This window comes from Sphingobacterium composti (assembly GCF_009829075.1).
Classification (GTDB): Bacteria; Bacteroidota; Bacteroidia; order Sphingobacteriales; family Sphingobacteriaceae; genus Sphingobacterium; species Sphingobacterium composti.
This window is the reverse complement of record NZ_WUQZ01000001.1, coordinates 259,030-285,047: the sequence shown is the minus strand read 5'-3', so window position 1 is coordinate 285,047 and position 26,018 is coordinate 259,030. Positions and strand designations below refer to the sequence as shown.

At 35.4% G+C, this 26,018-nt stretch carries 21 protein-coding genes and 1 pseudogene; 14 read left to right on the top strand and 8 right to left on the bottom strand.

All coding sequences use genetic code 11. From position 1 onward, the window contains the following. The first annotated feature begins 56 nt into the window (after window positions 1-56). The 4 genes from GOQ17_RS01245 (at window position 57) to GOQ17_RS01230 (ending at window position 5,550) form a co-directional block, all read left to right on the top strand. Window positions 57-1,841 carry an alpha-L-fucosidase gene (locus GOQ17_RS01245; protein WP_159633611.1) on the top strand — a complete coding sequence of 595 codons (1,785 nt, stop codon included), beginning with the start codon at window positions 57-59 and terminating at the stop codon, window positions 1,839-1,841. A gap of 157 nt (window positions 1,842-1,998) precedes the next feature. Further along, a complete protein-coding gene (locus tag GOQ17_RS01240; protein WP_159633608.1) occupies window positions 1,999-3,153 on the top strand; it encodes an ROK family protein in 1,155 nt (384 codons plus the stop codon). A 177-nt stretch (window positions 3,154-3,330) separates the two neighbouring features. Then, on the top strand, window positions 3,331-5,142 hold the full coding sequence (locus tag GOQ17_RS01235; RefSeq protein ID WP_159633605.1) for a PAS domain-containing sensor histidine kinase: 1,812 nt from the start codon (window positions 3,331-3,333) through the stop codon (window positions 5,140-5,142). Window positions 5,143-5,145: 3 nt separating this feature from the next. Next, window positions 5,146-5,550, top strand: coding sequence for a response regulator (locus GOQ17_RS01230; protein WP_159633602.1), 405 nt, complete (start codon window positions 5,146-5,148; stop codon window positions 5,548-5,550). An 11-nt stretch (window positions 5,551-5,561) separates the two neighbouring features. Here GOQ17_RS01230 and GOQ17_RS01225 read toward each other — a convergent pair whose 3' ends face one another. Both GOQ17_RS01225 and GOQ17_RS01220 read right to left on the bottom strand, forming a co-directional pair. Continuing rightward, window positions 5,562-6,239, bottom strand: a complete 678-nt coding sequence (locus GOQ17_RS01225) for a copper homeostasis protein CutC (RefSeq protein WP_159633599.1) — start codon at window positions 6,237-6,239, stop codon at window positions 5,562-5,564. After that, window positions 6,232-7,230, bottom strand: coding sequence for an isoaspartyl peptidase/L-asparaginase family protein (locus GOQ17_RS01220; protein WP_159633597.1), 999 nt, complete (start codon window positions 7,228-7,230; stop codon window positions 6,232-6,234). The genes GOQ17_RS01225 and GOQ17_RS01220 overlap by 8 nt, the downstream gene beginning before the upstream one ends. A gap of 138 nt (window positions 7,231-7,368) precedes the next feature. On the opposite strand from GOQ17_RS01220, the gene GOQ17_RS01215 reads away from it, so the two are divergent. Further along, entirely contained in the window at window positions 7,369-8,319 is a 951-nt protein-coding gene (locus GOQ17_RS01215) for a hypothetical protein (RefSeq protein ID WP_159633594.1), read from the top strand. 216 nt (window positions 8,320-8,535) lie between these two features. Here GOQ17_RS01215 and GOQ17_RS01210 read toward each other — a convergent pair whose 3' ends face one another. The 3 genes from GOQ17_RS01210 to GOQ17_RS01200 form a co-directional block, all read right to left on the bottom strand. Then, on the bottom strand, window positions 8,536-9,639 hold the full coding sequence (locus GOQ17_RS01210; RefSeq protein ID WP_159633591.1) for a toxic anion resistance protein: 1,104 nt from the start codon (window positions 9,637-9,639) through the stop codon (window positions 8,536-8,538). A 3-nt stretch (window positions 9,640-9,642) separates the two neighbouring features. Then, window positions 9,643-10,419, bottom strand: coding sequence for a hypothetical protein (locus GOQ17_RS01205; protein ID WP_159633588.1), 777 nt, complete (start codon window positions 10,417-10,419; stop codon window positions 9,643-9,645). Window positions 10,420-10,651: 232 nt separating this feature from the next. Beyond that, entirely contained in the window at window positions 10,652-11,026 is a 375-nt protein-coding gene (locus GOQ17_RS01200; RefSeq protein ID WP_159633585.1) for a DUF3127 domain-containing protein, read from the bottom strand. Window positions 11,027-11,095: 69 nt separating this feature from the next. Here GOQ17_RS01200 and GOQ17_RS01195 point away from each other — a divergent pair, with 69 nt between their 5' ends. From GOQ17_RS01195 to GOQ17_RS01155, 9 genes and pseudogenes are all read left to right on the top strand, one after another. After that, window positions 11,096-12,259 (top strand): THUMP domain-containing class I SAM-dependent RNA methyltransferase, encoded by a 1,164-nt coding sequence (locus GOQ17_RS01195; RefSeq protein WP_159633582.1) that lies wholly within the window; start codon window positions 11,096-11,098, stop codon window positions 12,257-12,259. Window position 12,260: 1 nt separating this feature from the next. Next, window positions 12,261-12,908, top strand: coding sequence for an HD domain-containing protein (locus GOQ17_RS01190; protein WP_159633579.1), 648 nt, complete (start codon window positions 12,261-12,263; stop codon window positions 12,906-12,908). Window positions 12,909-12,953: 45 nt separating this feature from the next. Next, window positions 12,954-13,784 (top strand): phosphodiester glycosidase family protein, encoded by an 831-nt coding sequence (locus GOQ17_RS01185; protein ID WP_159633576.1) that lies wholly within the window; start codon window positions 12,954-12,956, stop codon window positions 13,782-13,784. An 18-nt stretch (window positions 13,785-13,802) separates the two neighbouring features. Continuing rightward, window positions 13,803-14,567 carry a glycerophosphodiester phosphodiesterase family protein gene (locus tag GOQ17_RS01180; protein WP_159633573.1) on the top strand — a complete coding sequence of 255 codons (765 nt, stop codon included), beginning with the start codon at window positions 13,803-13,805 and terminating at the stop codon, window positions 14,565-14,567. A 2-nt stretch (window positions 14,568-14,569) separates the two neighbouring features. Next, window positions 14,570-15,403: an endonuclease/exonuclease/phosphatase family protein gene (locus tag GOQ17_RS01175; RefSeq protein ID WP_159633570.1), complete on the top strand. Its 834-nt coding sequence runs from the start codon at window positions 14,570-14,572 to the stop codon at window positions 15,401-15,403. Window positions 15,404-15,440: 37 nt separating this feature from the next. Continuing rightward, the gene (locus tag GOQ17_RS01170; RefSeq protein WP_159633567.1) at window positions 15,441-16,208 is read left to right on the top strand and encodes a DUF4197 domain-containing protein; all 768 of its coding nucleotides are present in this window, start codon (window positions 15,441-15,443) and stop codon (window positions 16,206-16,208) included. Between the two features lie 107 nt (window positions 16,209-16,315). After that, on the top strand, window positions 16,316-17,578 hold the full coding sequence (pepT, locus tag GOQ17_RS01165; protein ID WP_159633564.1) for a peptidase T: 1,263 nt from the start codon (window positions 16,316-16,318) through the stop codon (window positions 17,576-17,578). An 18-nt stretch (window positions 17,579-17,596) separates the two neighbouring features. Continuing rightward, on the top strand, window positions 17,597-18,160 hold the full coding sequence (locus tag GOQ17_RS01160) for a nitroreductase family protein (protein WP_159633561.1): 564 nt from the start codon (window positions 17,597-17,599) through the stop codon (window positions 18,158-18,160). 129 nt (window positions 18,161-18,289) lie between these two features. Further along, window positions 18,290-19,737, top strand: a pseudogene (locus GOQ17_RS01155) (IS1182 family transposase). Window positions 19,738-19,964: 227 nt separating this feature from the next. Here the strand turns inward: GOQ17_RS01155 and GOQ17_RS01150 are convergent. The 3 genes from GOQ17_RS01150 to GOQ17_RS01140 all read right to left on the bottom strand — a co-directional run bounded on the left by GOQ17_RS01150 (window position 19,965) and on the right by GOQ17_RS01140 (window position 25,770). Continuing rightward, the gene (locus GOQ17_RS01150; RefSeq protein WP_159633558.1) at window positions 19,965-20,870 is read right to left on the bottom strand and encodes a glycerophosphodiester phosphodiesterase family protein; all 906 of its coding nucleotides are present in this window, start codon (window positions 20,868-20,870) and stop codon (window positions 19,965-19,967) included. A 119-nt stretch (window positions 20,871-20,989) separates the two neighbouring features. After that, window positions 20,990-22,516: a RagB/SusD family nutrient uptake outer membrane protein gene (locus tag GOQ17_RS01145; protein WP_159633555.1), complete on the bottom strand. Its 1,527-nt coding sequence runs from the start codon at window positions 22,514-22,516 to the stop codon at window positions 20,990-20,992. A 38-nt stretch (window positions 22,517-22,554) separates the two neighbouring features. After that, on the bottom strand, window positions 22,555-25,770 hold the full coding sequence (locus GOQ17_RS01140; RefSeq protein ID WP_236537011.1) for a SusC/RagA family TonB-linked outer membrane protein: 3,216 nt from the start codon (window positions 25,768-25,770) through the stop codon (window positions 22,555-22,557). Window positions 25,771-26,018 lie beyond the last annotated feature (248 nt).

Sequence of the window (26,018 nt, the reverse complement as noted above, 5' to 3'; positions counted from 1 at the left end):
ATCTATTTTTTAGATTTTATATATTAACAATAATAAAAAATATATAATAACCATTTATGAAGAGACTCATTTATATTGCTACAACAATACTTCTATTTCTAAACACATTAACAAATGTAATTGCCCAATCTCCTAACCGTACTTCTTGGTTTGAAGAAGCGCGCTTTGGCATGTTTATACATTGGGGATTATATTCTGCTGCAGAAGGAATTTGGAAAGGTGAAAATTTAAGATATCTCAATAATTATGCGGAATGGATTCGCTACCGCAATCGTATATCAAAAGACGAATATGGCGAACTAGCTAAAAGATTTGTTTGGGACAAAATAAATCCTGAAGAATGGGTCATCCAAGCCAAAAAAGCTGGCATGAAGTACATCATTATGACTTCAAAACATCACGACGGTGTCGCTATTTGGGATACGAAAATTGGAAATTATTCCTTATCAAAGTTGGCTGGTGTAAATCGTGATGTCATCAAAGAGTTAGCTGACGCTTGTCGTAAACACAATATGAAGCTGGGGTTCTATTATTCTCATTGGATAGATTGGGAACATCCATACGCTTGGGATCACAATCTCGAACTGACTAAAAGTGTTTCTCAAGAACAATTTAACACCTATTGGCAGGAGAAAGCAATCCCACAATTGCGTGAATTGTTGACTAGTTATGGAGACATTGCGGTCATGTGGTTCGACATGTGGATTCCGTATGAGCAAACCATTTTCAAAAAAGAACAATTGCAACAAGCTGTGAATTTGATTCGAGAATTACAACCAAATTGTTTGATTAACTCTAGATTAGGCTTACCAACAGATGCGGAATTCGTAGACTTTCAAACGTTAGGCGACAATGTTTTCGCAAGCGAATATATCGATCATCCATGGGAAACTCCAGGCACGATTGCACATTCGTGGGGATACAGTTCATATGAGAAAGAATGGAAATCCACGAGTCAAATTTTTGAATCACTTATTTCCAATGTAAGTCTCAATGGTGGACTAACGTTGAACATTGGCCCGCGTGCTGACGGGCAGATACCACACGAAAGTCAGACTAGGCTAAATGATATCGGTAAATGGTTATCTAACTATGGAGAGGCTCTTTATGGCGCAAAAGGAACTCCTCTACGTGCCAAAAATTTTGATTGGGGGTATTTAACATTAAAAAAAGACAACAACAAATCTTCGATTTATGCGCATATTTTTAATTGGCCTTTGGATAAGAAGCTGCGATTAACGGGCATCAAATCTAATCCATCATCCATCTATTCGATGAATGGAGGTGAGTTGCAAAAATTAAACTTCGTCAAAAAAGGCTTGATACTACATATTGACTTACCTATTGATCCTACTGACAATTTTGTGTCTTTATTAAAACTTGAATTCAATCAAAATGTTGATTTTGACACAGATATAGTAGCGGAATCTTCCTTTGGCGGATTTGCCCTAAGCAGTAAAAATGTGTTTAATAAAAAGGATCATGAAATCTTACCTTACAATGGTAAAAAACCAAGTCATATTATATCTAAAGGTCAAGATCTAACTTGGCACATAGATATACCAGAAAGTGGTGAGTATTTTATCGATGTTTCGGCTCATAATTCCACTAAAACTACAATTCCGATTAAAATTATGATTGGAGACAAATCAATTGAAGGCTTAATAAAGCCAAATGGATTAATGGTTGTTGAACCAAACGAAAATAATTACACAGAAGAATTTGTGGATACTAGAATCGGCTCTCTTAAAATCACAAAACCAACTAAAATTAAAGTAGTTTTCCAGTCAGCAGCTGATCAAGCTTTATGGCTTAATAGAATTTGGATTAACAAATACTAAAAACATAAATAAAATGCGTTCTTATGTCGATCGCATTTTATTTATACTTGAAGCTGATTATCTATTTTAACACAAGTTTAAGTAAGATATATTCAACATCAATTACAATATATTAATTTCTAATTATTATATTTGCGATAAAAAACAACCAATTAAAATGAATTTAAACACAAATATCCTGAAAAATTTATTTTTCTTGGGTTCTACCTCTATTGGGGATCTAAGTACAGCTGTGGGAAAGAGTATTCCTATTACAACCAAAGGTATCAAAGATTTACTTAAAAAAGGATTCATACAAAACTTAGGGCTTACCGAATCAACAGGAGGCCGCAAAGCTTATCTTTATAAAGCAGATGAGACAAAGCTTGGAAATATTATAGCCATTTCTATCGAGCGTAAGCGTACACATATTGACATTTTCAATATTGATAAAAAGAAATTGATTAATACAATCAAACTTCCTATTAATATGGAGAATGAGGATGAATTAGTTACTTCACTAGTAAAAGAAGTACAGAAAATTAAAGATGAATTCACAAAGTCTGCCATATTAGGAATTGGGATCATTTGTCCTGGATTCGTAGATGCAGAAAAGCAAATCAACACATCACATGTGCCAGATTCCCCTATTTACAATGTAGCTAAAATAATAGAAGAAGAAAGCGGAATACCCACATATATTGAAAATGACTCAACTGCAATAGCTTTAATAGAAAAACATTTTGGTAAAGCTAAGAACGCATCTCATACTTTAGTAATCAATTTCACATGGGGTGTCGGATTAGGTATTCTTATTGACAACAAAATATTTAAAGGATATAAGGGATTTGCGGGTGAATTTAGTCATATTCCTTTGGCAGACAGCAATAGATTATGCCGATGTGGCAAAAAAGGTTGTTTGGAAGTCGAAGCGTCTTTACAATCCGCAATTGATTATATTAAAGAACGGTTGGCTGAAGGAGAAGAATCTATTCTTCAAGATGAATCACAAATTACATTTGATCAATTGGTACATGCCTACAATATTGGGGACCAATTAACAATTGAAGCACTCCGAAAAATTGGTCATATGCTAGGAAAAGGTATTGCGACCTTGATCCATATTCTTAATCCAGAACGAATTATACTAGCTGGTAAAGGCACTGTTTTCGGAGAAATTATATTGTCTGAAGTGCAATCTTCAATTCATCTGTATTGCATCCCGAGACTGTCTGACCAAACAACAATTGAAATATCGGAATTAGAGAATGTTTTGACATTAGCGGCAGCAAGCACAGTAATTCAGCAGATTCCTAAAATTAATCTTAATTAAGAAATAATAATCAACTCAGCAATCAATCAGTTGCAAAGTAAACTATTTACTACAGAACCTTATATAAATACATACTTAAATACTTATTATTCAAAGATAAAACTCCTATATTGCTTGCATAAATTATCGATAACTAAATAGAATCCCGATATTTTAATCTAAATATGTCGTTTTTGTATGAATAATGATTTTCTGAACAGTCATCGCACTGAGGGATTTTTGTGTTGCAATAGTAATGGAGCAGTATTTCATATTACTGACCAAGCACGAAAATTACTAGAATTAGATGATCTCAAATCGGACATTATTATACAGGATTTTATATTTTTGGACTCAAATACGCTTTTACCTATTCCTTTCGAAGAAACTGTAAAAGATGGTGCTAATTATATTATTGAAATACCTTCTGCAAAACATCAAAAATACATTTCTGCAACTTTCATTCAAGATGATAATGACAACTTAATAATATCACTCTATGACAATTCCATTCTAATTCGAAAACTAATTGAATTAAAAAAACAAGAATACAATCAACGCCTATTGGTGTCTTCCATCAACGATATTATATTCGAAGTAAACAAAGATGGAATATTTTTGAATTATTGGACCAATAAACCTAATCTTCTCATTCATCCACCAAGTTCATTTATTGGCAGACCTCTTACTGACATTCTTCCTCAAGAGATATCTTATAAAATTCTATCTCTTATTCGCTCCAGTATCAGAGAGAAGAAACAAAAAACATTCGAATATGCCTTACAATACCCCAAAGATGTTTTGAGATGGTATTCCCTAATTGTAAAAAATATTCCAGATCAAAGTGAAATTGTCGCACTAGTAATTACTGATATTACCAAGCAAAAAGAATATCAAGATAAATTGATTTTTTCGGAGCAAAGATTTTACCAAGCATTTCACTTTTCGGGAGTAGGCACAACCTTGACCTCTTTAGAAGGGTACCTTTTAGAAGGAAACAAAACTGTATCACAAATTTTAGGATACAGCAAGGAGGAGTTACAACAGATTCGATCCATAGATATAACACATTCAGAAGATAAGAATTATGATTTAACCGTCCGAAAAGAATTAATCGAAGGAAAGAAAAACTACCATACTTTTCTTAAAAGATATCTTCATAAAGACAATTATTATGTCTGGTGTTCAATTACAATATCATTAGTGCGCGACACCTCTGACCAACCGCAATATTTTATTGTTCAGCTGGTAGATATGACAGAGTTTATAAGAAATAATGAAGAATTAAAACTCAAAAAGAAGAAATTGGAAACAATCAAGGCACATTTGGAGTCTAAAATTGTTCAAAACGAAGAAGCTAATTATATTATCGCACACAACCTTTTGAGTCCAATTGCTAACATTAAAATGTTGGTGGACAATATAAAAGCATCCGAAGAAAATGGAATGAAGGATGCATTTTTAGATTTATTGAGCTCTAGTTGTAAAGAACTGGAAGAAACACTTGATGACTTAAAAGATATTGCATCTAAAATAAATAATTCGATTCAAAATGAAGAAAAAGAGACCTGCAACTTTAATGATATACTAAACAATATAATAGAGCTGAAGCAACCACTCATTACGAAAAAAAATGCGCGTATTAGAAGTAATTTTCAAGCAGTTGATATCAGAACACATAGATTAGCTCTGTTTACAATTATGGAAGAATTAATAGATAACGCTTTACAATTCTCAGAGCCTAGCCGTATACTAGATATTCAGTTGGATACTCATTATGATGAAGACAGTATTATTCTTACAGTCAAAGACAATGGTTTAGGCATGGATCTGAACAAAGTCAAGTCACAACTGTTTATGTTTAAGAAAATATTCCATCGTGGATTCAATACCAAAGGCTTAGGCTTGAATATTACAAAATATCAAGTAGACTCACTAGGTGGAAAAATAGACGTTGAAAGTATGCTTGGAGAAGGAACTACTTTTTACGTAAAATTCCCCAATACATAGTTTATGGCTACAAAATCAAAAAATGTTGTTCTCATTGACGATAATGCAATTTTCAGAATGGTGTTTGGAGCAATGTTAACACATAATGAAAATTTAGATCTTACAGTATGCAGCTATGAAAATGCACTCGACGCATTAGACGGTCTAAAATCAGATTATGATCAACAATTAGAATTGCCTGATTATCTTTTTGTAGATATTAACATGCCTTATATGACAGGATGGGAATTAATGGAGAAAATAAAAGAAAAAGAATACGCCTTTCTTCAAAATTGCAAAATATTTATTATCAGCTCTTCTCCGCTCGAATCTGATGTGCAAAGAATCCAGCAGTACCCATACATTAATGATTACATATTAAAACCTGTTAGTAAAGAAAAACTACTGCATTTATTAACCACTTTTTAATTTAGCATTAATCATTCTTGATTTTCGAGTTTTGATTTTAAGGCCAAAATCTCCATCCCAACAGCAGTGTCTCCCCCATCTGTAATAGCCGAAGAGTGAAAATATGTAGCTTTAGTTTGATTCAATATCCTTACAATATTAGTTGATCGTAAACCTCCACCAGGCATGATTTCAATTCTACTATTAGCCAATTGAACCAATTTAGTAAGATTATCTAATCCCAAATCCACATTACTTTCGCATCCAGAAGTAAGAATAGTTTTGAATCCACACGAGATCACTTCTTCAAGAGCTATCTGAAAATCAGCAACATCATCAAAAGCACGATGAAAAGTACATGGAAGTGGTGCCGCCAATTCAACTAATTCTTTATTTTGTGCTACATTAACGGAATTATCTGGGTTAAGAATTCCAAAAACTAAGCCATCCACGCCTAAGTTTTTTACGCGCAGTATAACGTGCTTCATTGACTCAAATTCCTCATTTGAATAAACAAAATTTCCACCGCGAGGTCGAATCATAACATTCAACTTTATGGTTAGTTTTTCGCGTAATTGGATAATATCATCATCCGATGGTGTTGTGCCTCCAACTTCCATTCCTGCACACAATTCTACACGATCTGCACCAAATTCCTGCGCAATAAGTGCTGAATTTATATTAAAACTTGCAATTTCTAGTTTAGCCATTATTTTTCAAATACGATTTTCCCTTAATCAATTCATTTCCCCTTGCATCATATTTAGCATAATTGAAACCACCGTGAATACAAAATGCACCATATTCTCCATGTTTATTGAGTGCAATAAAACCAACTTGAATATTGTCTAAGGATTTACTTCTATTTTGTGTGAATTTAATAATTCGTTTTACCGCTTCTTCACAAGCCTTTTGTGGCGCATGACCTTGACGCATAAGTTCAACAACCAAATGACTACCCACGGTACGAATAACTTCTTCACCATGACCAGTTGCTGTAGCTGCTCCAATTTCGTTATCGACATACAATCCTGCACCGATTATTGGCGAATCTCCTACTCGGCCATGCATCTTATACGCCATTCCGCTCGTAGTACATGCACCAGAAAGATTTCCATGTGCATCCAGCGCAATCATTCCAATCGTATCGTGGTTTTCAATATTAACAACAGGCTCATATTTGGCTGTTTTCAACCATTCTTTCCACTCCTTTTCTGATTCTACAGTCAGTAAATTCTCTTCTTTAAAACCATGTGATCTTGCAAATTGAAGCGCACCCTCTCCTACTAACATGACATGAGGAGTCTTTTCCATCACAGCTCTAGCCACCGAAATGGGGTGTATAATTTGTTGTAAAGCTGCTACAGAACCAATATTCGCATGCTCGTCCATGATACAAGCATCTAGCGTAACTTTACCATCTCGATCTGGACGTCCACCATAGCCGACACTTCGCTCCGAGGGATCAGCTTCCGTCAAACGCACACCTTGCTCGACAGCATCTAATGCACGACCTCCTTTCGATAAAATTTTCCAAGCTTCTTCATTGGCTTTCAAGCCAAAATCCCATGTTGATAACACGATGGGCTTATTCGATTTAGCTTTATGAACAAAAGATTCTGCCTTTAATAAAGATGAAGAAAGTCCTAATCCAATACTAGAAAGCCCAAGTTTTTGTATAAAATGTCTTCTTGATTTCATTACTTATATAAGCTCGAGAGATGTAAAATTACTTGTCTAAATATATCATTTTATAAGGTAAAAAGAATAGTAAAAATCCAAAGAATAACAAATAGTCCAATTTTAATTAGCATTTTTAGTTTAAATTTTTAATTCTTTATGAAAAGACTCTTATTCATATTCGTTGCATTTATTTTTACTACATGTTATGCACAAAATGACAGCACTAAAATACTTAACCTAATATCATATCTGGAGAGAGGAGAAACGTTATATTATTCCGTGACTAAAACAAGAATTGATTCGAGTAGTACCAAAGAACCCAAAACTACAGAAGCTGCCTTTAACTTCAAGATTACGGTAAAAGATTCTACAGATTCTAATTATGTCATCAGCTATTATCGAACTGCAGATGTATTTTCCAATCCAAAGTTGATTGAATTGCCAGAAGAAATGCAAAAAAAACTCATTGATCTTTCAACAATCAAATTCGATTATGAAACTGATGAAATGGGTACATTTAAAGGTATTTTAAATGAGCATATTTTAGCTGAAAAAATAGCCTCAGATTTTAAAGAACTGAAAGATATTTTTACAACTGAAAATTCTAATGAACAATTGAAGAATTTTATGGAAGAATTTGTTGGCTCTGTCGATCCCAACTCACTCATTGCCTTGTATGCACAAGATATACAAGCTTTACATTATGCACTTGGGGCTTCATTTAATCCTCAAGATACTATTCCTTTTGAAGAAGAAGTTATTGCACCTATATTTAATATTCCGCTAACCTTGAAAGGTATTTTATATTGTGAAGAATATGATGAGGAAAACGATTATTTTTCCCTAGTTGAAGAAAAAACAATGGAAGGCAACTTCGTAGATAAAATGCTTGAGTTCTTAAAAAAACATGAAAATAAAGAAAACCCTATCAAAGAAAATGAATTAAAAGATTTAAAAATGGATATTTATTTCCATAATACCTATCAATATAATTCTCATTATGGAGTTGCCACTTATATAGAACTTTATAAAGAAATTACAGTTGATGGAAAAGATGAAAATATGAAGAGAATAGATATTTATGAGATTTCTTTAGTGGAGGAATAAATCAATCAATTTTGAAGTGATGAAATTAGAAATTTAGTTTCCTACTTATTTCAGAAGGACGTGACATAATCGTCATATCGAACGCAGAGAGATATCTCACATTAAACAAAGAATAGCAATTACTTTAAGATTTCTCCTTTCGTCGAAATGACCGCAGGGAGCTTAGCAAAGCTAAATGACACATAAAACTAGAAAAAGCCGCTTTAAGCGGCTTTTTTAGTTTATTAATCTTGTATCATCCGAAGATTTCAACAAGTTTTGCTTTAGTTCATTTTCGGATTGTAGCAATTCTTGTTCTACGACTTTGCGCTTTTCACGACCATCACGTTGTATCTGTAATACCTGTTCGATCGTGCTGATAATATCGTTGTTTGCTTTTTTGATAGTTTCGATATCGACGATACCACGCTCTGTTTCACGTGCTACATTGATAGTCGATTCTTTGAGCATTTCAGAATTCTTACGTAACAATTCATTGGTTGCATCCGTTACCGCTTTCTGTGCCTCCAAAGCACGTTGTGCATGTGCAATACCCAATGTCAACACCATCTGATTTTTCCAAAGCGGCAATGTGTTCACAATACTGGATTGGATTTTTTCCATCAACGAAGAACTGTTACTTTGAATCATTCGAATCTGAGGTGCTGTTTGCAACACAACCATACGTGTCAATTTCAAATCATGCACTTTACGTTCAAAACGCACCACATGTTGCTCCATATCCTTGTACGCCTGAATCTTGTGCTGGTCGCCAGATTCTTCCGCCTCTTTTTTTAATTGTGGCAACGTAACGGAATGTACTTCTTGCAACTTCTCTTCTCCTGCTGCAATATGCAAAGAAAGCTCCTTGAAATAGTTCTGATTTTCTTGGAAAAGCCTATCAAAAATATTAACATCCTTTAGCAAATTTTTGTAGTGACCTTCTAACTTTAATTCAATTTGATGAATATTTTTCTCCACAGAAGCATATTCCGTACGCAAACGCTGAACTTTCTTCTTTAATGAATCAAAAAAAGGAATTAATGGCTTCTTGTTAATATTTTCATCAAAAGATTTAATATCAGAGCGTAAATTTAACAAAATCTCTTCCGCACCTCCCATATCTTTTGTACGAACCTGCTTTAAAATTTCATTCGAAAAATTACTCACTTTTGTCTGACTAGCTACACCATATTGTATGATATCAGTAGTAGATTGGAGATTGATATTATCTTTATATTGTTGGATTATAGCCTTTTCTTCGGGTGTAAAATTCACCTGCATCTCTTGACCCTTTTCCGGAGTATTATCGTCGTAAGTCGTTAAATCTATTGTACTCATACTTTAGTCTTTAAGTAGTTTTTTATTTTTAAGCGTTTGCAAATACACATCCGATTCTGCAGACACATCTAGCAAACGATATTTTATTAAATTAGTCACATCTTGCTCAATAGCCGACGATGCCTGTACCAACACTGATTCCAACTTGTTTTTGGATTCTAACGTAACAGCATTATTGAGTTTAGTTTGTTGCAAATCATAATATTCACGCAGCACATTGACCACTGTCCCATGTCTTACCAGAAATTTCTCAGCCTCCATAATATCGCGCTGCTCTAATAGATGAAACATACGAACAATCTTCTCAATATGTGCTTGCAGCGTTCTATTCTGTATAGCCTTCTGGAAGAACATCAATTTCGTCACAAAAGATTGCGGTGTTTCAACTTCAGCTTGCGCCAGTTCCAAACGACGTTGATGCGCAATAGTATTGACCCAAGTCAATTGTCTCACTTCTGATAATTCTAATCGTTGCAAATAGTCTTTGGATTGACCTAGAAGAAGTCCATTACCAACAATATAAGTTGTTATGTATCCAACTATTGTAGCCAACATACCCGAAGACATCGCACCCGCGAAATAATAAAATGAATAAAATAATCCAAGTTGAATAGCCAGTAATACCCACGCTAAAGCATACCAAGAACGAACTTTGCTCTTAGATGCTTGCGACAACATCACCAAAGGATGTATCGGCGGAACAAAAAATAAAATAGACAAAAATGTCCATTTTAATTGCCCAAATTCCCATCTTTTAGTTTTCTTCGTCGCAAAACCCATTCTTATAATTTATTATTATCACTTCTAATATAATCAATTTTCAAACTTTATCTGTTAATATACTATCACAGTTAGGATAATATCTTCAAATCCTATTCCAAGAATCAATATTTTACATAATAGCTACAATACAGCAAAAATTGTAATGATTTTCATGTCATTACGTCAGAAAACTAAAAAAGCTATCTCGGATGAGACAGCTTTTAAAAGTATTTAGTATACGGTTATTTTATTAGAATGGTAAATCGTCGTCATCAGCACCTGATGACGAAATATCTACTGGAGCTGGCATATCATTGTATGAAGGAGCAGCAGCAGCAGCTGTATTAGCTAATTTAGTTACTCTCCAAGCTACCAAAGAGTTGAAATAAGTCGTTACGCCTTGTGCATTTGTCCAAGGACGACCACGTAAATTGAAAGAAACTTCAACCTCTTCGCCAACAGCCAAATTATCAAAAATATTAACTCTATCTTGCGTCGCTTCAAAACGAATATATTCCACAAATTGTGGGTTTTCAGCGTATGCAACAATCATATCTCTCTTTTTAAAAGACTCAGTAACCTGTTGTACAGCACCTACTTCGTGAACTTTTCCTCTGATTTCCATATCATTAATTGTATTAAACCGTAAAATTACACATTTTTTCCATCCAAGATTAATTAACTTTGCACAAATATGAAAGAAGTTTTCAACACAGCAAGCAAAGTGATAATTACTTGTAACAAAAGATTATCACCATTCCTTCAAGAAGAAATTACAGAATTAGGTTTCGAAATAAAAAGAGCATTCAACACTGGTGTAGAGTTATTTGCTTCTATCAATGATTGTATTCGCTTGAACCTAAATTTGCGTACAGCGAGTCAAGTATTATATGAAATTGGTTCTTTTCGTGCGCATGATCCAAAAGAATTATATGACGCTTTAGTCAAAATCGAATGGGAAAATTACATTCCCTTTGATGGCTATTTCACGGTAACATCCAACGTACACAACGATACGATTACGACTCCTTTGTTCGCAAATGTAAAAGTAAAAGATGCAATTGTAGACAGAATAAAAGATAAAAAAGGTGTTCGTCCAGACTCGGGTCCTGACGCTCACAAAACAGTTATCCACCTGCATTGGATGGAAGACCGTGCTGAAATATTCTTGGATACTTCGGGTGAAACATTAGCAAAACACGGCTACCGCAAGCATCCGGGAAAAGCACCTATGCTAGAAGCCTTAGCGACATCAACTATTATGGCTACGAAATGGGATGGCAAATCACCATTTATAAACCCGATGTGTGGTTCGGGGACATTAGCCATCGAAGCTGCGCTTATTGCTCAAAAAAGAATGCCGGGATTGCAACGTATGAACTATGCCTTCATGCATATCATTGGTTATAATGAAGAAGTCTTTTTCGAAGAAAGAAGATTAATAAAAGAAAAGGCCAATAAACATAATATCCCTCAAATCATTGCTTCTGACCTTTCGGAGCAAGCTGTTGAAATTGCAAAAATGAATGCCCAAACAGCTGGTGTAGAGCATTTGATTCAATTTGAAGTTGGAGATTTTGCGGAGACAACCGTCCCCAAAGAACCTGGAGTCATCATGTTCAATCCTGAATATGGAGAGCGATTGGGTACACATACGAAATTGGAATTGACTTATAAGCGTATTGGTGATTTTATGAAGCAAGAGTGCAAAGGTTACCGTGGCTATGTATTTACAGGCAATCCAGACCTTGCCAAAAAAATTGGTTTAAAAGCTTCTAGGAGATTTGAGTTTTTTAATGGTAAATTAGACTGTAGATTATTACAATACGAACTTTACGACGGAACAAAAGAAAAATAACATGCAACAAACAATTGATCTTACCGTAGCATTTGTACAAGACAGACTCAAATTTGCCGAGGCAGGACATGATTGGTGGCACATTCAACGAGTGTGGAACAACACAAAATTGATTCTTCAAACTGAACAAGCCGATCATTTGGTTTGTGAATTGGCAGCATTATTACACGATATTGCAGATAGCAAATTTCATGATGGTGACGAAAGTATAGGTCCTCGTGTAGCTGGAGAATTTTTAGAATCCATAGGAATTAATGCTGACACCATAGATCATGTAAGACGAATTATTCATAATATGTCCTTCAAAGCATCATTAGGCGAGGTTAATTTCCATTCTAAAGAGTTAGAAATCGTACAAGATGCTGATCGATTGGATGCTATCGGGGCGATTGGAATCGCACGCGCTTTTAATTATGGGGGCTATAAAAATAGAGAGATGTATAATCCTAAAATTAAGCCAAAACTAAATATGACAAAAGAGGAATACAAAAACACTACCGCTCCGACTATAAACCACTTTTATGAAAAGTTGTTGTTATTGAAAGATAAGATGAATACGCCTACTGCCAAATCTCTAGCTGAGCAAAGACATCAGTATATGGAAGGTTTTTTGCAACAATTTTATGCAGAATGGGAAGGAAAGCGTTAATAATTACAGTTTATTAACATAAGATATTTAAATTAGGCAGTAATTATGAAAAACATTACTGCCTTTTTATTTACCTCACTTTTTCCAATACTTGTATTTTGTCAATCAGGTAGGGAGAAAGATTCTCTAGCCTTTGTTCAACAACAATGGAAAACGCAAAAAATTGCCAAAGGAATTGTTTGGAAAAGCGCATCTTCATCCACAATCTTCAACAGCAATCAAATTATTAATATCCTTGAAATCGACCTGAAGAAAAACCAAAAGAATTTAGGATTAAAAGCACTTTCAGACAGTCGAGAATTAACGTCCAAATTAGCGCAAGAAGCAAATGCTATTGTTGCCATAAATGGTGGTTTCTTTGACATGAAAAATGGTGGGGCTGTGGATTTTATAAAAGTTGAGAACCAAATCGTAAATCACACAATTGCTAAAAGCGCACGCGCTAATGCATATTTTGCCTTTGATAAAAAGTCTACAACTATTAGTTCCGATTCATCTTCGATTGCCAATTTGCCTAATATTATGCTAGCAGGACCTATGTTGTTAGCGGAGAGTAGCAGATCAGAACTCGCCAAAAATGCATTCAATGATAATCGTCATCCACGTACAGCTATTGGAACTAAGAACAATAAACTTATTTTAATTACGGTAGATGGTCGCAGAAGTGAGTCGCAAGGCATGAACCTGCATGAACTCACTCATATTCTCAAATGGTATGGTTGTGAAAATGCTATGAACCTAGACGGTGGTGGTAGCACTGCAATGTATATAAAAAGTGAACCAGAAAACGGCATTGTAAATTACCCCTCGGACAACAGTAAATTTGACCATCAAGGAGAAAGAAAAGTATCAAACATTATATATTTAACTAAATAACCCAACACCTTATTAATCATGAAAAAAATTGCATTACTCGTATTAATATTATCCGCATTGACTAGTTATACATATGCACAATCCACTAAAATAGTTGCTCATCGTGGGGTCTGGAAAAACACCAAAGTTCCTCAAAACTCAATAGCAGCATTAAAACATGCCATCGATCAAAAAGTATGGGGAACAGAATTTGATGTTGTTTTAACAAAGGATGATGTATTAGTGGTTAATCATGACAATGATTACCAAGGAACCGATGTTGCTACTAATGATTACGCAACATTAAGTCAAAAAAAACTAGCCAATGGAGAGAAATTACCAACTGCTGAAGAATATATGCGAGAAGGTTTGAAACAGAAAAAAACCCAAATGGTATTTGAGATTAAACCGAGTGCACTTGGAAAAGAACGTTCTGTTCGCGCAGCAGAGTTAGCTTACAATTTGGTAAAGAAACAGAAAGGTCTTAAACAAACAGTTTTTATTTCATTTAGTTATGATGCTTGTCTACATCTTAAAAAATTAGATAAAAAAGTACGTGTTCAATATCTTGGCAGTAACAAAAGTCCGATTGACCTATATAATGACGGGTTTAGTGAAATGGACTTTAACTATAATGTCTTTAAAAACAACCCAACATACATTCCTCAAGCAAAAGAACGTAAAATGAAAATCAATGTGTGGACAGTGAACAACGAAGCAGACATGAAATACTTTATTGATCAAAAGGTTGATTACATTACGACTGATGAACCAGAATTGTTGCAAAAACTTTTAAAGAAATAACCATGAAATCAATTATAACCTTAATTTTATTATTAACTACTTTCACATTATCCATTGCACAATCTTTTCATGCCGCTACATTCAACATTCGTCAGCGTAATCAAGTAGACACAGGTAATCTTTGGGTAGATCGAAAAGAGAAAGTCTGCAACTTAATCAAATACCACGACTTTGATGTCTTTGGCGTGCAAGAAGCATTTAAAGATCAAATGGATGATATGCAAAAATTGCTTCCAAAATATGCTTCTATTGGTGTAGGTCGTGATGATGGCAAAGAGAAAGGCGAATATTCAGCCATTTGGTACAAAAAAGAAAGATTTAAAATAATTAAAAGTGGAACTTTCTGGCTATCAGAAACAAATATCGAAACACCAAATAAAGGTTGGGATGCTGCATTACCACGCATTTGCACATGGGCAGTCTTAGAAGACAAAACTAATCAAAAGCAATTTATTCTTATGAATACACATTTTGATCATAGAGGAAAAATAGCTAGAAAAGAAAGTGCTAAATTGATGCTTGTTAAGGCTAAAGAACTAGCTTCTAATCTGCCTCTAGTTCTAATGGGAGATTTGAATGTTAATGAAAAAGACGAAGCATATTTCACTTTAGCAAATTCTCCATATATTCAGGATACGCACGAGTTAGCTTCGATTGTTTACGAGCCCAATTCCACATTTAATGGCTGGGGAAAAAACATCCAAGCAAAAGGAAGAATCGACCACATATTTGTTTCCAAACCATTTACAGTATTAAAATATGGTATATTGACCGATACTTATGAGGGTAAATATCCATCTGATCATTTTCCAGTAGCGGTTCATATGGAGTGGTAATAAGTTTTTGTATTTTTGCGTTTCAATACTTTCAAATATGAAATCAATAAAATATGTTGCTTTTGGTATTGCCGTTCTTCCTTTTTTGACAGGATGTGAGGCAATGAATCAAATAGCAAGCACTTTACCACAAAGTACACCAGGCTCAACGACTTCAACGAATGCTAATTCGGGTACGATTACCCAAGCAGAAGCTGCAACAGGAATCAAGCAAGCGTTGAATAATGGCTTACAAAATAGCATCAAAACATTGTCCGCAACTAATGGATTTTATGGTGATGCATTAGTAAAAGTAATGATGCCTCAAGAAGCACAAAAAATTGAACAAGTGTTACGTTCAGCAGGAATGGGCAAGCTAGTTGATAATTTTGTCATGAGCTTGAATAGAGCAGCAGAATCAGCTGTCAAAGAAGCTGCTCCTGTTTTTGTGAATTCACTTTCGCAAATGACCGTAACGGATGCTTTCAATATTTTATTGGGTTCACAACAAGATGCAGCAACAAGCTTTTTCAAAAGAACGACATCAGCTACATTGACTCAAAAGTTTAGCCCAATTGTAGAAACTGCATTAGGTAAAAACAATGTGAGTACATATTGGACGCAGTTAACTTCGGCGTATAATGCGCTTCCATTATCAAACAATAAAGTGCAAACTGATTTGAATGCATATGTTACTCAAAAAGCAATAGATGGGCTATTTGTAAAAATAGCAGGTGAGGAATTAAAAATTCGACAAAATATTGGGGGTTCTAGAAACTCAAGTGTTTTACAATCCGTATTTGGATGGGTTGACAAACAAAAATAAGATACTAGAGGGAAGTAAAAACTTCCCTCTTTTGTTTTATCATCTTGACAATAAACATACCCTAAAAAGTCCTTTCTTTAGTACATTTGTAATTCAAAAACGCAAAAATGGATAATTCATTTATAAATAATCTATCTAATCTTTCTGTTGCAGAACGCTTTATGCGTTATGTTCAGATTGATACACAATCCGATGCCGAATCGGTTACATTCCCTTCGACAGCTAAACAATTAAATTTGAGCAAACTGTTGGTTGAAGAATTGAAAGAAATTGGAGCTAAAGATGTAGAATTAGATGAAAACGGTTATGTCTACGCGACAATTCCTTCGAACACGACTAAGGAGGTCCCAACAATTTGTTTTTGTTCGCATGTAGATACATCACCTGATTGTTCGGGCACAGATGTAAAACCTATTGTGCACAGCAATTACCAAGGGCAAGATTTAGTTTTACCAGATGACAATTCTGTTGTTATTCGCTTTTCTGAACATAAAGATTTAGCTGAACAAATCGGTAATGATATTATCACGTCTTCGGGTACAACTTTATTGGGGGCTGATGATAAGGCTGGAGTAGCGGAGATTATGGAAGCAGCCAAATTATTAATTGCTCATCCAGAAATCAAGCACGGTGATATCAAAATCTTATTCACACCAGACGAGGAAATTGGTCGTGGTGTTGATTTTGTGAATTTAGAAAAAGTCGGCGCTCAATTTGCCTATACAATGGATGGCGAGAAAGCCGGAACTATTGAAGACGAAACGTTCTCAGCGGATATAGCGACCTTAACTATTCATGGCGTATCTGTACATCCAGGATTTGCAAAAGGCAAAATGCAATCGGCTATCAAGATTGCTTCAAAAATCATTGATTCTCTACCTACAGACCGTTTATCTCCTGAAAGTACTTCAGGAAAACAAGGTTTTGTTCACCCTACAAATATTTCAGGTACAGTAGAAAAAGCGACAATTGGTTTTATTGTACGCGACCACGATACAGCTAATTTGGCTAAACATGCACAAGAATTAGAAAGTATCGCTAAAGAAATCGTTGCTCAATATCCAGGTACAACATACACGCTAGAAACCAAAGAACAATACCGCAACATGAAAGAAGTACTAGACCAATATCCACAAATCATGGAAATTGGGCTAGAAGCTATCGAACGTGCAGGTATGAAAGCAGAACGTCGTAGCATTCGTGGTGGCACTGATGGTTCAAGATTGTCTTTTATGGGACTACCTTGTCCAAATGTATTTGCTGGAGGTCACGCATTCCATGGTAAAATGGAATGGGTAAGTAAACAAGATATGGAAAAAGCGGTAAAAACGATTCTTCATATCGCTGCACTTTGGGAAGAAAAAGCTTAACTCAATTAATAAAATATTATGTCAAACGAAGTTTTAAATGCAATTAAATACCGTAGAACGGTTAATCAAAATAGTTTTACGGAACAAGATATTTCGAAAGAAGATTTGTTAACTATCTTGGAAGCGGCAAATGCTGCTCCTACGCACAAACGCACACAACCTTGGCGTTTTGTGATTTTCCAAAAAGACGGTTTACAACGTTTAGGTTCTGAATTAGCACGTATTTACAAAAACATTACGCCTGCCGAGAAATACACAGAACTTACAGAACAAAACATGGCAAAAAAAGCTACGCAATCTAATGTAGCTATCGCAATTATTGTTAATTATACGGGCGACTTACCCGAATGGGAAGAATTAGCAGCAACAGCATGCGCTGTTCAAAACATTTGGTTGGCAGCACATTCACTAAACATTGGTGGATATTGGGCAACACCTGGAATGATTAATCATTTGGGTGAACTTTTACAATTAGAAGAAAACCAAAAATGTATTGGACTATTCTATTTAGGACACCACAAAGCGGAGCCTCGCGAACCAGTTCGCTCTCCAATAGAAGATAAAATCCGTTGGGAAGAATAAAACAAAAAAGGCTGTCAAATTTGGAGGACACTGAAAAAGTCCCTATATAAACAGGGATAAAAAGGAGTGGAAAATGATATTTTCTGCTCCTTTTTTCGTATCTTAAATTAGATTTTAACGGACCTCAGGATGCTTTCTACCCAACAAAAAATTCAGTTCAGTTCCTATTCAGGTTTGTACGACATCATTGTTCCAAAAGACAATTTACTTCGAAAAATCAATGATCTTATCGATTTCAGTTTTATCTATGAGGAGCTATGACTAAGTATTGCCATACTAATGGCCGCAACGCTGAAAGTCCAATCAAGATGTTCAAATACCTTCTTTTAAAAACGATCTACACCGTGTCGGATGTAGATGTCGTTGAGCGTTCCAGATATGATATGTCCTTTAAATACTTTCTTGAAATGGCTCCTGAGGAGGATGTGATCAATTCAAGTTCGCTTACTAAATTCCGTAAACTACGCTTAAAAGATATGGATCTATTGAACCTGTTAATCAATAAGACCGTATCGATTGCCCTTGAAAAGGGTATTATTAAGTCAAAGTCTATCATCGTAGATACGACCCATACTCATTCCAGATCTAACCCATATACAGCATTGGAAGTACTCAAGGAACGTTCCAAACTATTAAGAAAGGTGATATATCAGATCGATGAGCAATACAGGGAGAATCTGCCAGACCAGAATGAATCGGGCGACCTGGATCAAGAGCTTACCTATTGCAGGGAATTACAGAGAGTCCTTGACCAGGATCAATCTATCAGTGAAATACCGGCTGTTAAAGAGAAGTTGAACCTGTTAAAGGAAACTATTGACGACACAAAAGAATACTATCTGCTCTCTAAAGATGATGAAGCAAGGCTTGGATATAAATCTGTAGACAGTAGTTTCTTTGGTTATAAAACGCATCTTGCGATGAGCGAAGAACGCATTATCACAGCAGCAGTCGTTACTACAGGCGAAAAAGGTGATGGTCCGGAACTGCCGAGGTTATTGGCGATCAGCCAGCAGAATGGAATGGAAGTGGATACGATAATAGGTGATGCTGCATATTCTGGAAAAGACAACCTCCAACTGGCAAAAGAGCAGAACATTGATATCATTGCTAAATTGAATCCAGCAGTTAGCCAAGGATGTAGGAAACAGGGGGAACACTTCCACTACAATAAGGACGCAGGGATGTTTGTCTGTCCTGCAGGCCATCTAGCAATCAAAAAAGCTCGGGGAGGAAAAAAGAACGGAGTGAGTAATCAAGTTGACAGCTATTTCTTTGATGTAGAGAAATGTAAGGTTTGCCCTCTCAGGGAAGGATGTTACAAGGAAGGGGCTAGAACTAACTCCTATTCAATCTCCATAAAATCTGATCTTCACAAAGATCAGATGGCTTTTCAAGAATCAGATTATTATCGAAGAAAGTCTAAGGAAAGATATATAATAGAGGCAAACAACAGTGAGCTCAAGAATGTTCATGGTTATGGAAGAGCAGATTCCTATGGCATTGAAAATATGGAAATGCAGGGTGCAATGGCCATCTTCACTGTAAACTTGAAAAGAATCCTGAAATTGATCTAAAAAAGAGGATTATTAACTCAAAAACAGTCGAATTGGGATGCTAAGAAACCAAATAGCAAGTCCTAATCGGCTAAACCTTCAATAAGGCCATTAAAAAACAAATTTCCAGAAATCCATAAAACAAAAATGACCAAGTAAGGTAAAACCTCTACTCAGTCAATTTTTAAGACTCATAAAAAATGAGACTTTTTCAGTGCCCTCCAAATTTGACAGCCATTTTTGTTTTACTATAAATCTTCAATATAATGCAAAAGTGTAATTGGTCGATCTGATTGTATAACATGCGCTCCCTTTTTAATTAACCAACCCCAAGTTTCATCAGGTTGATTTTGCTCTACAGCTCTATCATCATCTCTCCCAGCACACAAAGAAGCCCAAAGAGAATTGTACCACAATAAATATCCTTTGTCACGGACTTGTTTTAAGTAGTCGAAAGCTTCTTCATTTTCTTGTTGAAAAACAGCTTGAAACATCGTGCTTTTACGTGAGAAATATGACTCAACTAGTTCTTTATAACCATCCTTATTAATATTGATAATTGGCATTAGTTTAATATCAACAGGGAATTTACCAAACTTTTGTTCTAAATCTTGCAAAGAATTACCTGCATCAATACTGATATATACTTCGTCTTGCATCTGCAATTTTTGAATCAACTGTACAACCAATTGTAAGTGCTGAAAACCTTTGTCAATATTCAAAAATATTCGTCCCTTACTGCTTCTCATAAATTCCTCTAAACTAGGTATCGTATGCGCAGTCACACGTCCCAATCCATTTCGCAAACGAAAAGTTTTAAGTTCTGCACATGTATAATCGCTAACTTTCCCTTTCATATTTGTTGTTCTATCGATCGTCTTATCATGCATAAGGTACAATACGGAGTCCTTAGACAGTTGCACATCCAATTCATAAATATGCGCTCCTATTGCTATAGCATTTTCTAAGCTTTGAATACTGTTTTCAGGAGCATTGCGCCAATCTCCGCGGTGTGCAGCTACTAAGGCTTGATCAGCAGACTTTGGGTTATTAAGGATTTGTTTAGTTTTCTGATAAACAGACGTTTGTGCTTCTGCGAGCTGTAGAGAACATAATAGAGTTAAGAAAATGAATATTATTTTAAAATTTCTCATGGGTAGTTAATTCGAAGGTTTAGAATATCTAAATATAGTGTAAAATTGAACAAAGTTTGCACCTCTACAAAAAAGTAGAAGCACAAACTTTTAAAAAAATATAATTGGTTTGGATTTGATTAATATTGATATCCTGGATTTTGATACATTTTTATTGGATCCAATTTGTATTCGTCAAAAGGTATTGGGAAATATCTGTCTTTGGTCGAAATATTCGACAACTTCGCATTTCCATAATTAGCCTGGTCCTTTTTCTTGAAATAACTGACCAATTCTTCAGCATTATAAACTCTTATCAAATCAAACCAACGATGGTTTTCAAATGCCAATTCTACGCGTCTTTCGTGCAAAATAGCATCTTTCAAAGTTGGATATTTGGTAGCGTATGCAGCATTATTTCTGGAATTTTGATATGATGGAAGACCTGCTCGTTCACGTACCTCATTAAGCAGAACAATCGCCTCACCATCTTTTCCTAAATTCATCTTTGCTTCTGCTAACATTAACATCACATCTGCATATCGAATCAATATCCAATCATTTCCGCCCCATCCTGCTGTTCCCGCTGCATCACTATTATCTCTAAATTTTGTGATAAACCAATCATTTACTCTAGCATCAGAAGCAAACTTCACTGAAAAATCTTTACGAATATCGCCTACTTCATATTCAAAGACCAAGTCCTTACTTGCTCGAGTGCCTGCGCCCGTAGATGGGAATTGAGAATTAATTGACTCTCCTCTTGCCTGATTATTTCTTGCTATACTCGAATGGTAGTTTTGATCACCTTGCAAGTATTGGATTTGAAATACCAATTCGTCACAATCCATTTTCTTATTCACATCGAAAACATCACTGTAAGGGATTTCAGTAAGTTTACCAAACTTTCTCATACCATATGCTGCACTCAAATGTTCTTCTGCCTTTCTAAAATTATCTGACTTAGCAGTTTCTAGCGTACTTCCCATTGTCAAATAAACCTGTCCAAGAACAGCATGTATGGCAGCTTTTGATGTTCTTCCAACAGCATAATCCTTTTGCTGATTAGGTAAATTACTATCCAAAGCTTCTGTTAAATCTTTAATGATCTGTGCATATACATCTGCTTCTTTAGCACGAAAAGCCAACTGATCGGCTTGCGATTTAGAAGTGACCTCTTCTGTCGATAAAGGAATATCTCCAAACTTGCGCACTAAATGAAAATATAATAGTGCACGAACAAACTTAGATTCTGCCAAATAGCGCTTTTTTAAATCATCAGCCGCAAAATTCATATTATCAATTCGGCTAATTACAGTATTCGCACGTGCGATACCATCGTACATCGATGACCAATGGGTACGTAAATAACTATTACTTGGTAAAATTGAAAAATCATTGAATTGAAATGGTTCTCCAGCATTAGACTGATTATCATCGCGGCCAGAGTTATCCGAACGTTCTTCGCTATATAAAGCACTTCCTTCGCCAATTGTATTACCTGATCTTAATACTTGATACAGCCCATTCACCGCCAATAAGGCATCATTTTCTGTTTGAAAGTAGCTTTCTACAGAGACTGCATTGGGATCTAATTGATTCAAAAAATCATCTTTACAAGAGCTCAGAACTAATACTAAAAATGGTAATATATATCTTTTTTTCATGTTGTTATTGTAGTGATTAAATTCCTGTTTAGGATAAATTAAAAAGTAACTTTGACACCAAAATTGAATGATCTCACCAATGGATAAAGACCGTAATCCACACCTGGTGTTAAGTTCCCACGTTGATTATAATCTGGCTCTGGATTATATCCTTTGTATTTAGAGAATGTCAACGGATTATCAACGGTAGCATATACACGTAGTCCTGCAAGTTTCCACTTTTCTACCAAATTATTCGGAATAGTATAACCTAACATAATATTTGTCATTCTCAAGAATGAGCCATCTTGCAAATAGAAGGTAGACAAACGGGTACTATTACTCTGCGTACCACCACGTGCTGCACGATATACTTTTCCATTTCCAGGCTTTATTGCCGAACGGTAACGTTGCGCTACATCAGCATATTGGTTACCACTTCCTTCCATGTTGTATAAGTAATAATCGTAGCCGTCCAAGACCATGTTTCCTTGTGAACCATTGAATGAAGTGCGCAAATCAAAATTCTTATATCTCAAATCCACAGCAAAACCATACGTAAAATTTGGGTGTGGATTTCCAATAACGCGCTTGTCGTCATCGTTTACTATACCATTACCATCGACATCTTCGAAATATAAATCACCAGGTTGTAATGCCGTCGTAGAAGCGGAAGATGGCGCTACTTTATCGAAATTCTCTTCCGTAGCAATACCTAATACTTTAAAGCCATAGAACATTCCAATTGGACTTCCTTCTTGTGTGATGTGCGTATGATAAGAACGTTCTGCGCCATTGGTAATAATGGTTGAACCTCCACCTAAATCAAGAACCTTATTTCTGTTTACATTGATGTTACCACTAAAACCTAAATCAAAATCCGCTGAACGTATTATACGTGTATCCAACTGAATATCAAAGCCTTTATTCTGTACTTTGCTATTAGGCAAGTTTGTTAAAATCGTAGTGGCCCCTGAAACAGCTGAAATAGGTTGGTCAAAAAGTAAATCCGTCGATCTACTTAAATACACGTTTGTAAGCAAGTTGATTCGGCCGTTCAAGAGACCTAAATCCAAGCCTGCATTATATTGTGAAGTAGTTTCCCAACCAATGTTTGCATCTTTCAAATCTAACGGGTAGTATGCAGTTTCTACGCGATCTCCTATGATCACCCCTGTCGGGCTACTGAAGTTGGTAATATTTGCATAATCTCCAATATTATTATTTCCACTTCTTCCCCAGCTAGCTCTTAATTTCATGGTAGAACCTTGACCTAACCAATTATTGTAAAACTCTTCATTCGAAATAGTCCATCCTGCTGATAACGATGGGAAAACACCCCACTTATTATTCACACCAAATCTCGAGGAAGCATCTGTACGGATGGATGCTGACAAGAAATATTTCGAATCAAAACTGTAATTAACACGTGAAAAATAAGACTGCAATGTTGTAGTACGTTTAAAAGCATCTTGTAGGACAAAATTTGAGGGGTCTGCACCTTTATCTGTAATTTGACCAATAGCATCATTTTGAAAGCCTCTAGCACGCACTGCTATATAATCTGTATCTGTACGCTGCGCAGAATAACCTGCTAAGGCACCAATTGTATGTTTTTCGTTGAAGGTTTTATTAAAGTTCAAAATTGCCTCAACCAATTTATCAATCTCACTTCTAGTATTAGCATCAGCATAAGCTGCTGTTTTTGCATTATCCGAAAATGGCTTATTATTACCATTAGAAATACTCGTTGGTCTGAAATAGTCATATTTCTGATCATTCGTCGAAATACCTCCGTTTACTTTTAAGGATAACCCATCCAAAATTTTAAAATCAGCATATGCATTGTATAAACCTCGCTTACCTAATCTTGTATTTTTAATTTTAGATACATAAGCTAATGGATTTTCTGGATTCTGAATACCATATTGTGCTGCAGATAATTCTCCCATCCCGAACTGAGCATACGTACCGTCCTCATTATAAACTGGTAATGTAGGTAGATAAATTAGCGCAGACATAGATGGGCTTCTATCGAAGCGTCCTGTTGTTACTTCGTCATTATCATTGTATGTAAAGGATACATTTGCCCCCACTGTAAGACGATCACTAATTTTTGAGTCCACATTAGTTCTGAAATTAAACGTTTGTTGACCTGTATTTAACATGATACCCTTTTGGTTCTGATACGAACCACTTAGAAAGTACTTTGTCTTATCTGTACCACCAAAAGCAGAAAGATTATGACGTTGGAAAGGAGCATTTCGATACAAAGCATCTTGCCAATCAGTATCGTATTGTGCTTTTTTTGCTGTCCCAGTAGCAAAATCATAATATTCTTCTGGTATAGTAATAGAACCTGCGTTACCCACTCGAGCCACACGATCTGCATTACTATCCAAGCGCATATTATCATTCCAACTACCGCCACGACCTATAACCAAATCACGATATGTATTATTTCTACCATCAATTAGTAGGTCAATATATTCCTCCGAATTTAAAAGGTCTAATTTTTTTGATAATTGTCCAAATCCTGCCAAAGCTTCATATTCAACATTGCTTTTTCCAGACTTACCTCGTTTAGTATTAATTAATACTACACCACTAGCTCCTCTCGATCCATAAATCGCCGCAGAAGCTGCGTCCTTTAACACATCTATACTTTCTATATCATTGGGATTGATATTCAAATTATTACCTGCAGGATAGCCATCTATAACATATAATGGATCAGTTCCTGCATTGATTGATCCCATTCCACGAACACGGATTTTTGTACCGTCATAGGGAGCTCCTGAAGTTTGCATAATTTGCACACCCGCTACTTTTCCTACCATAGCTTGTCCCAATTTTGGAGAGCTCAGATTAAGTTCGTCTGCTTTGACACTAGAGATAGCACCCGTAACATCCGATTTACGAATCTGTTGGTAACCGATGGAAACCAAAACTTCTTCAATTTGTTGTCCCTCTTCTTCAAGTACTATCGTCAAGTTATCATTCTGAGACACAGAATGAACTACCTCACTATACCCCACAAACTTGATAACTAGTACATCATTTATTTTACCTTCAATATTGAAGGTACCATTTGCATCAGTTTGAGTCTGCGCTTTGGTCAATGAGTTTTTTATCGTCGCCCCTACAATAGCATTACCCTGTTGGTCAACCACTTTACCTGAAATCTTTTGTTGTGTCGAAATAGAATTTAAAGATGGTAAAACGAAAGATTTAGGTGTCGCTTCTAAAGATAAACTTGATACTGATAATGACATTAAAAGCCAGAAAAGCTTTTTTGACTTGTTTTGCATAGTTATATGATACAGTTGTTTGACCGCAAAACTAGCTCTCGCATGTTATCTTAAAATGTTTATTATGTTAAAAAAATAAGAATTATAACCTTGAAGTAACTGAAAACACCCTGTTAAGTGAAATTTATATTAAGCTTATATTAAACAACAAATTGACTTCAATAAATCATAAGAAATACTTTACTTATATTTACTTTTAAACCGTCAAAACC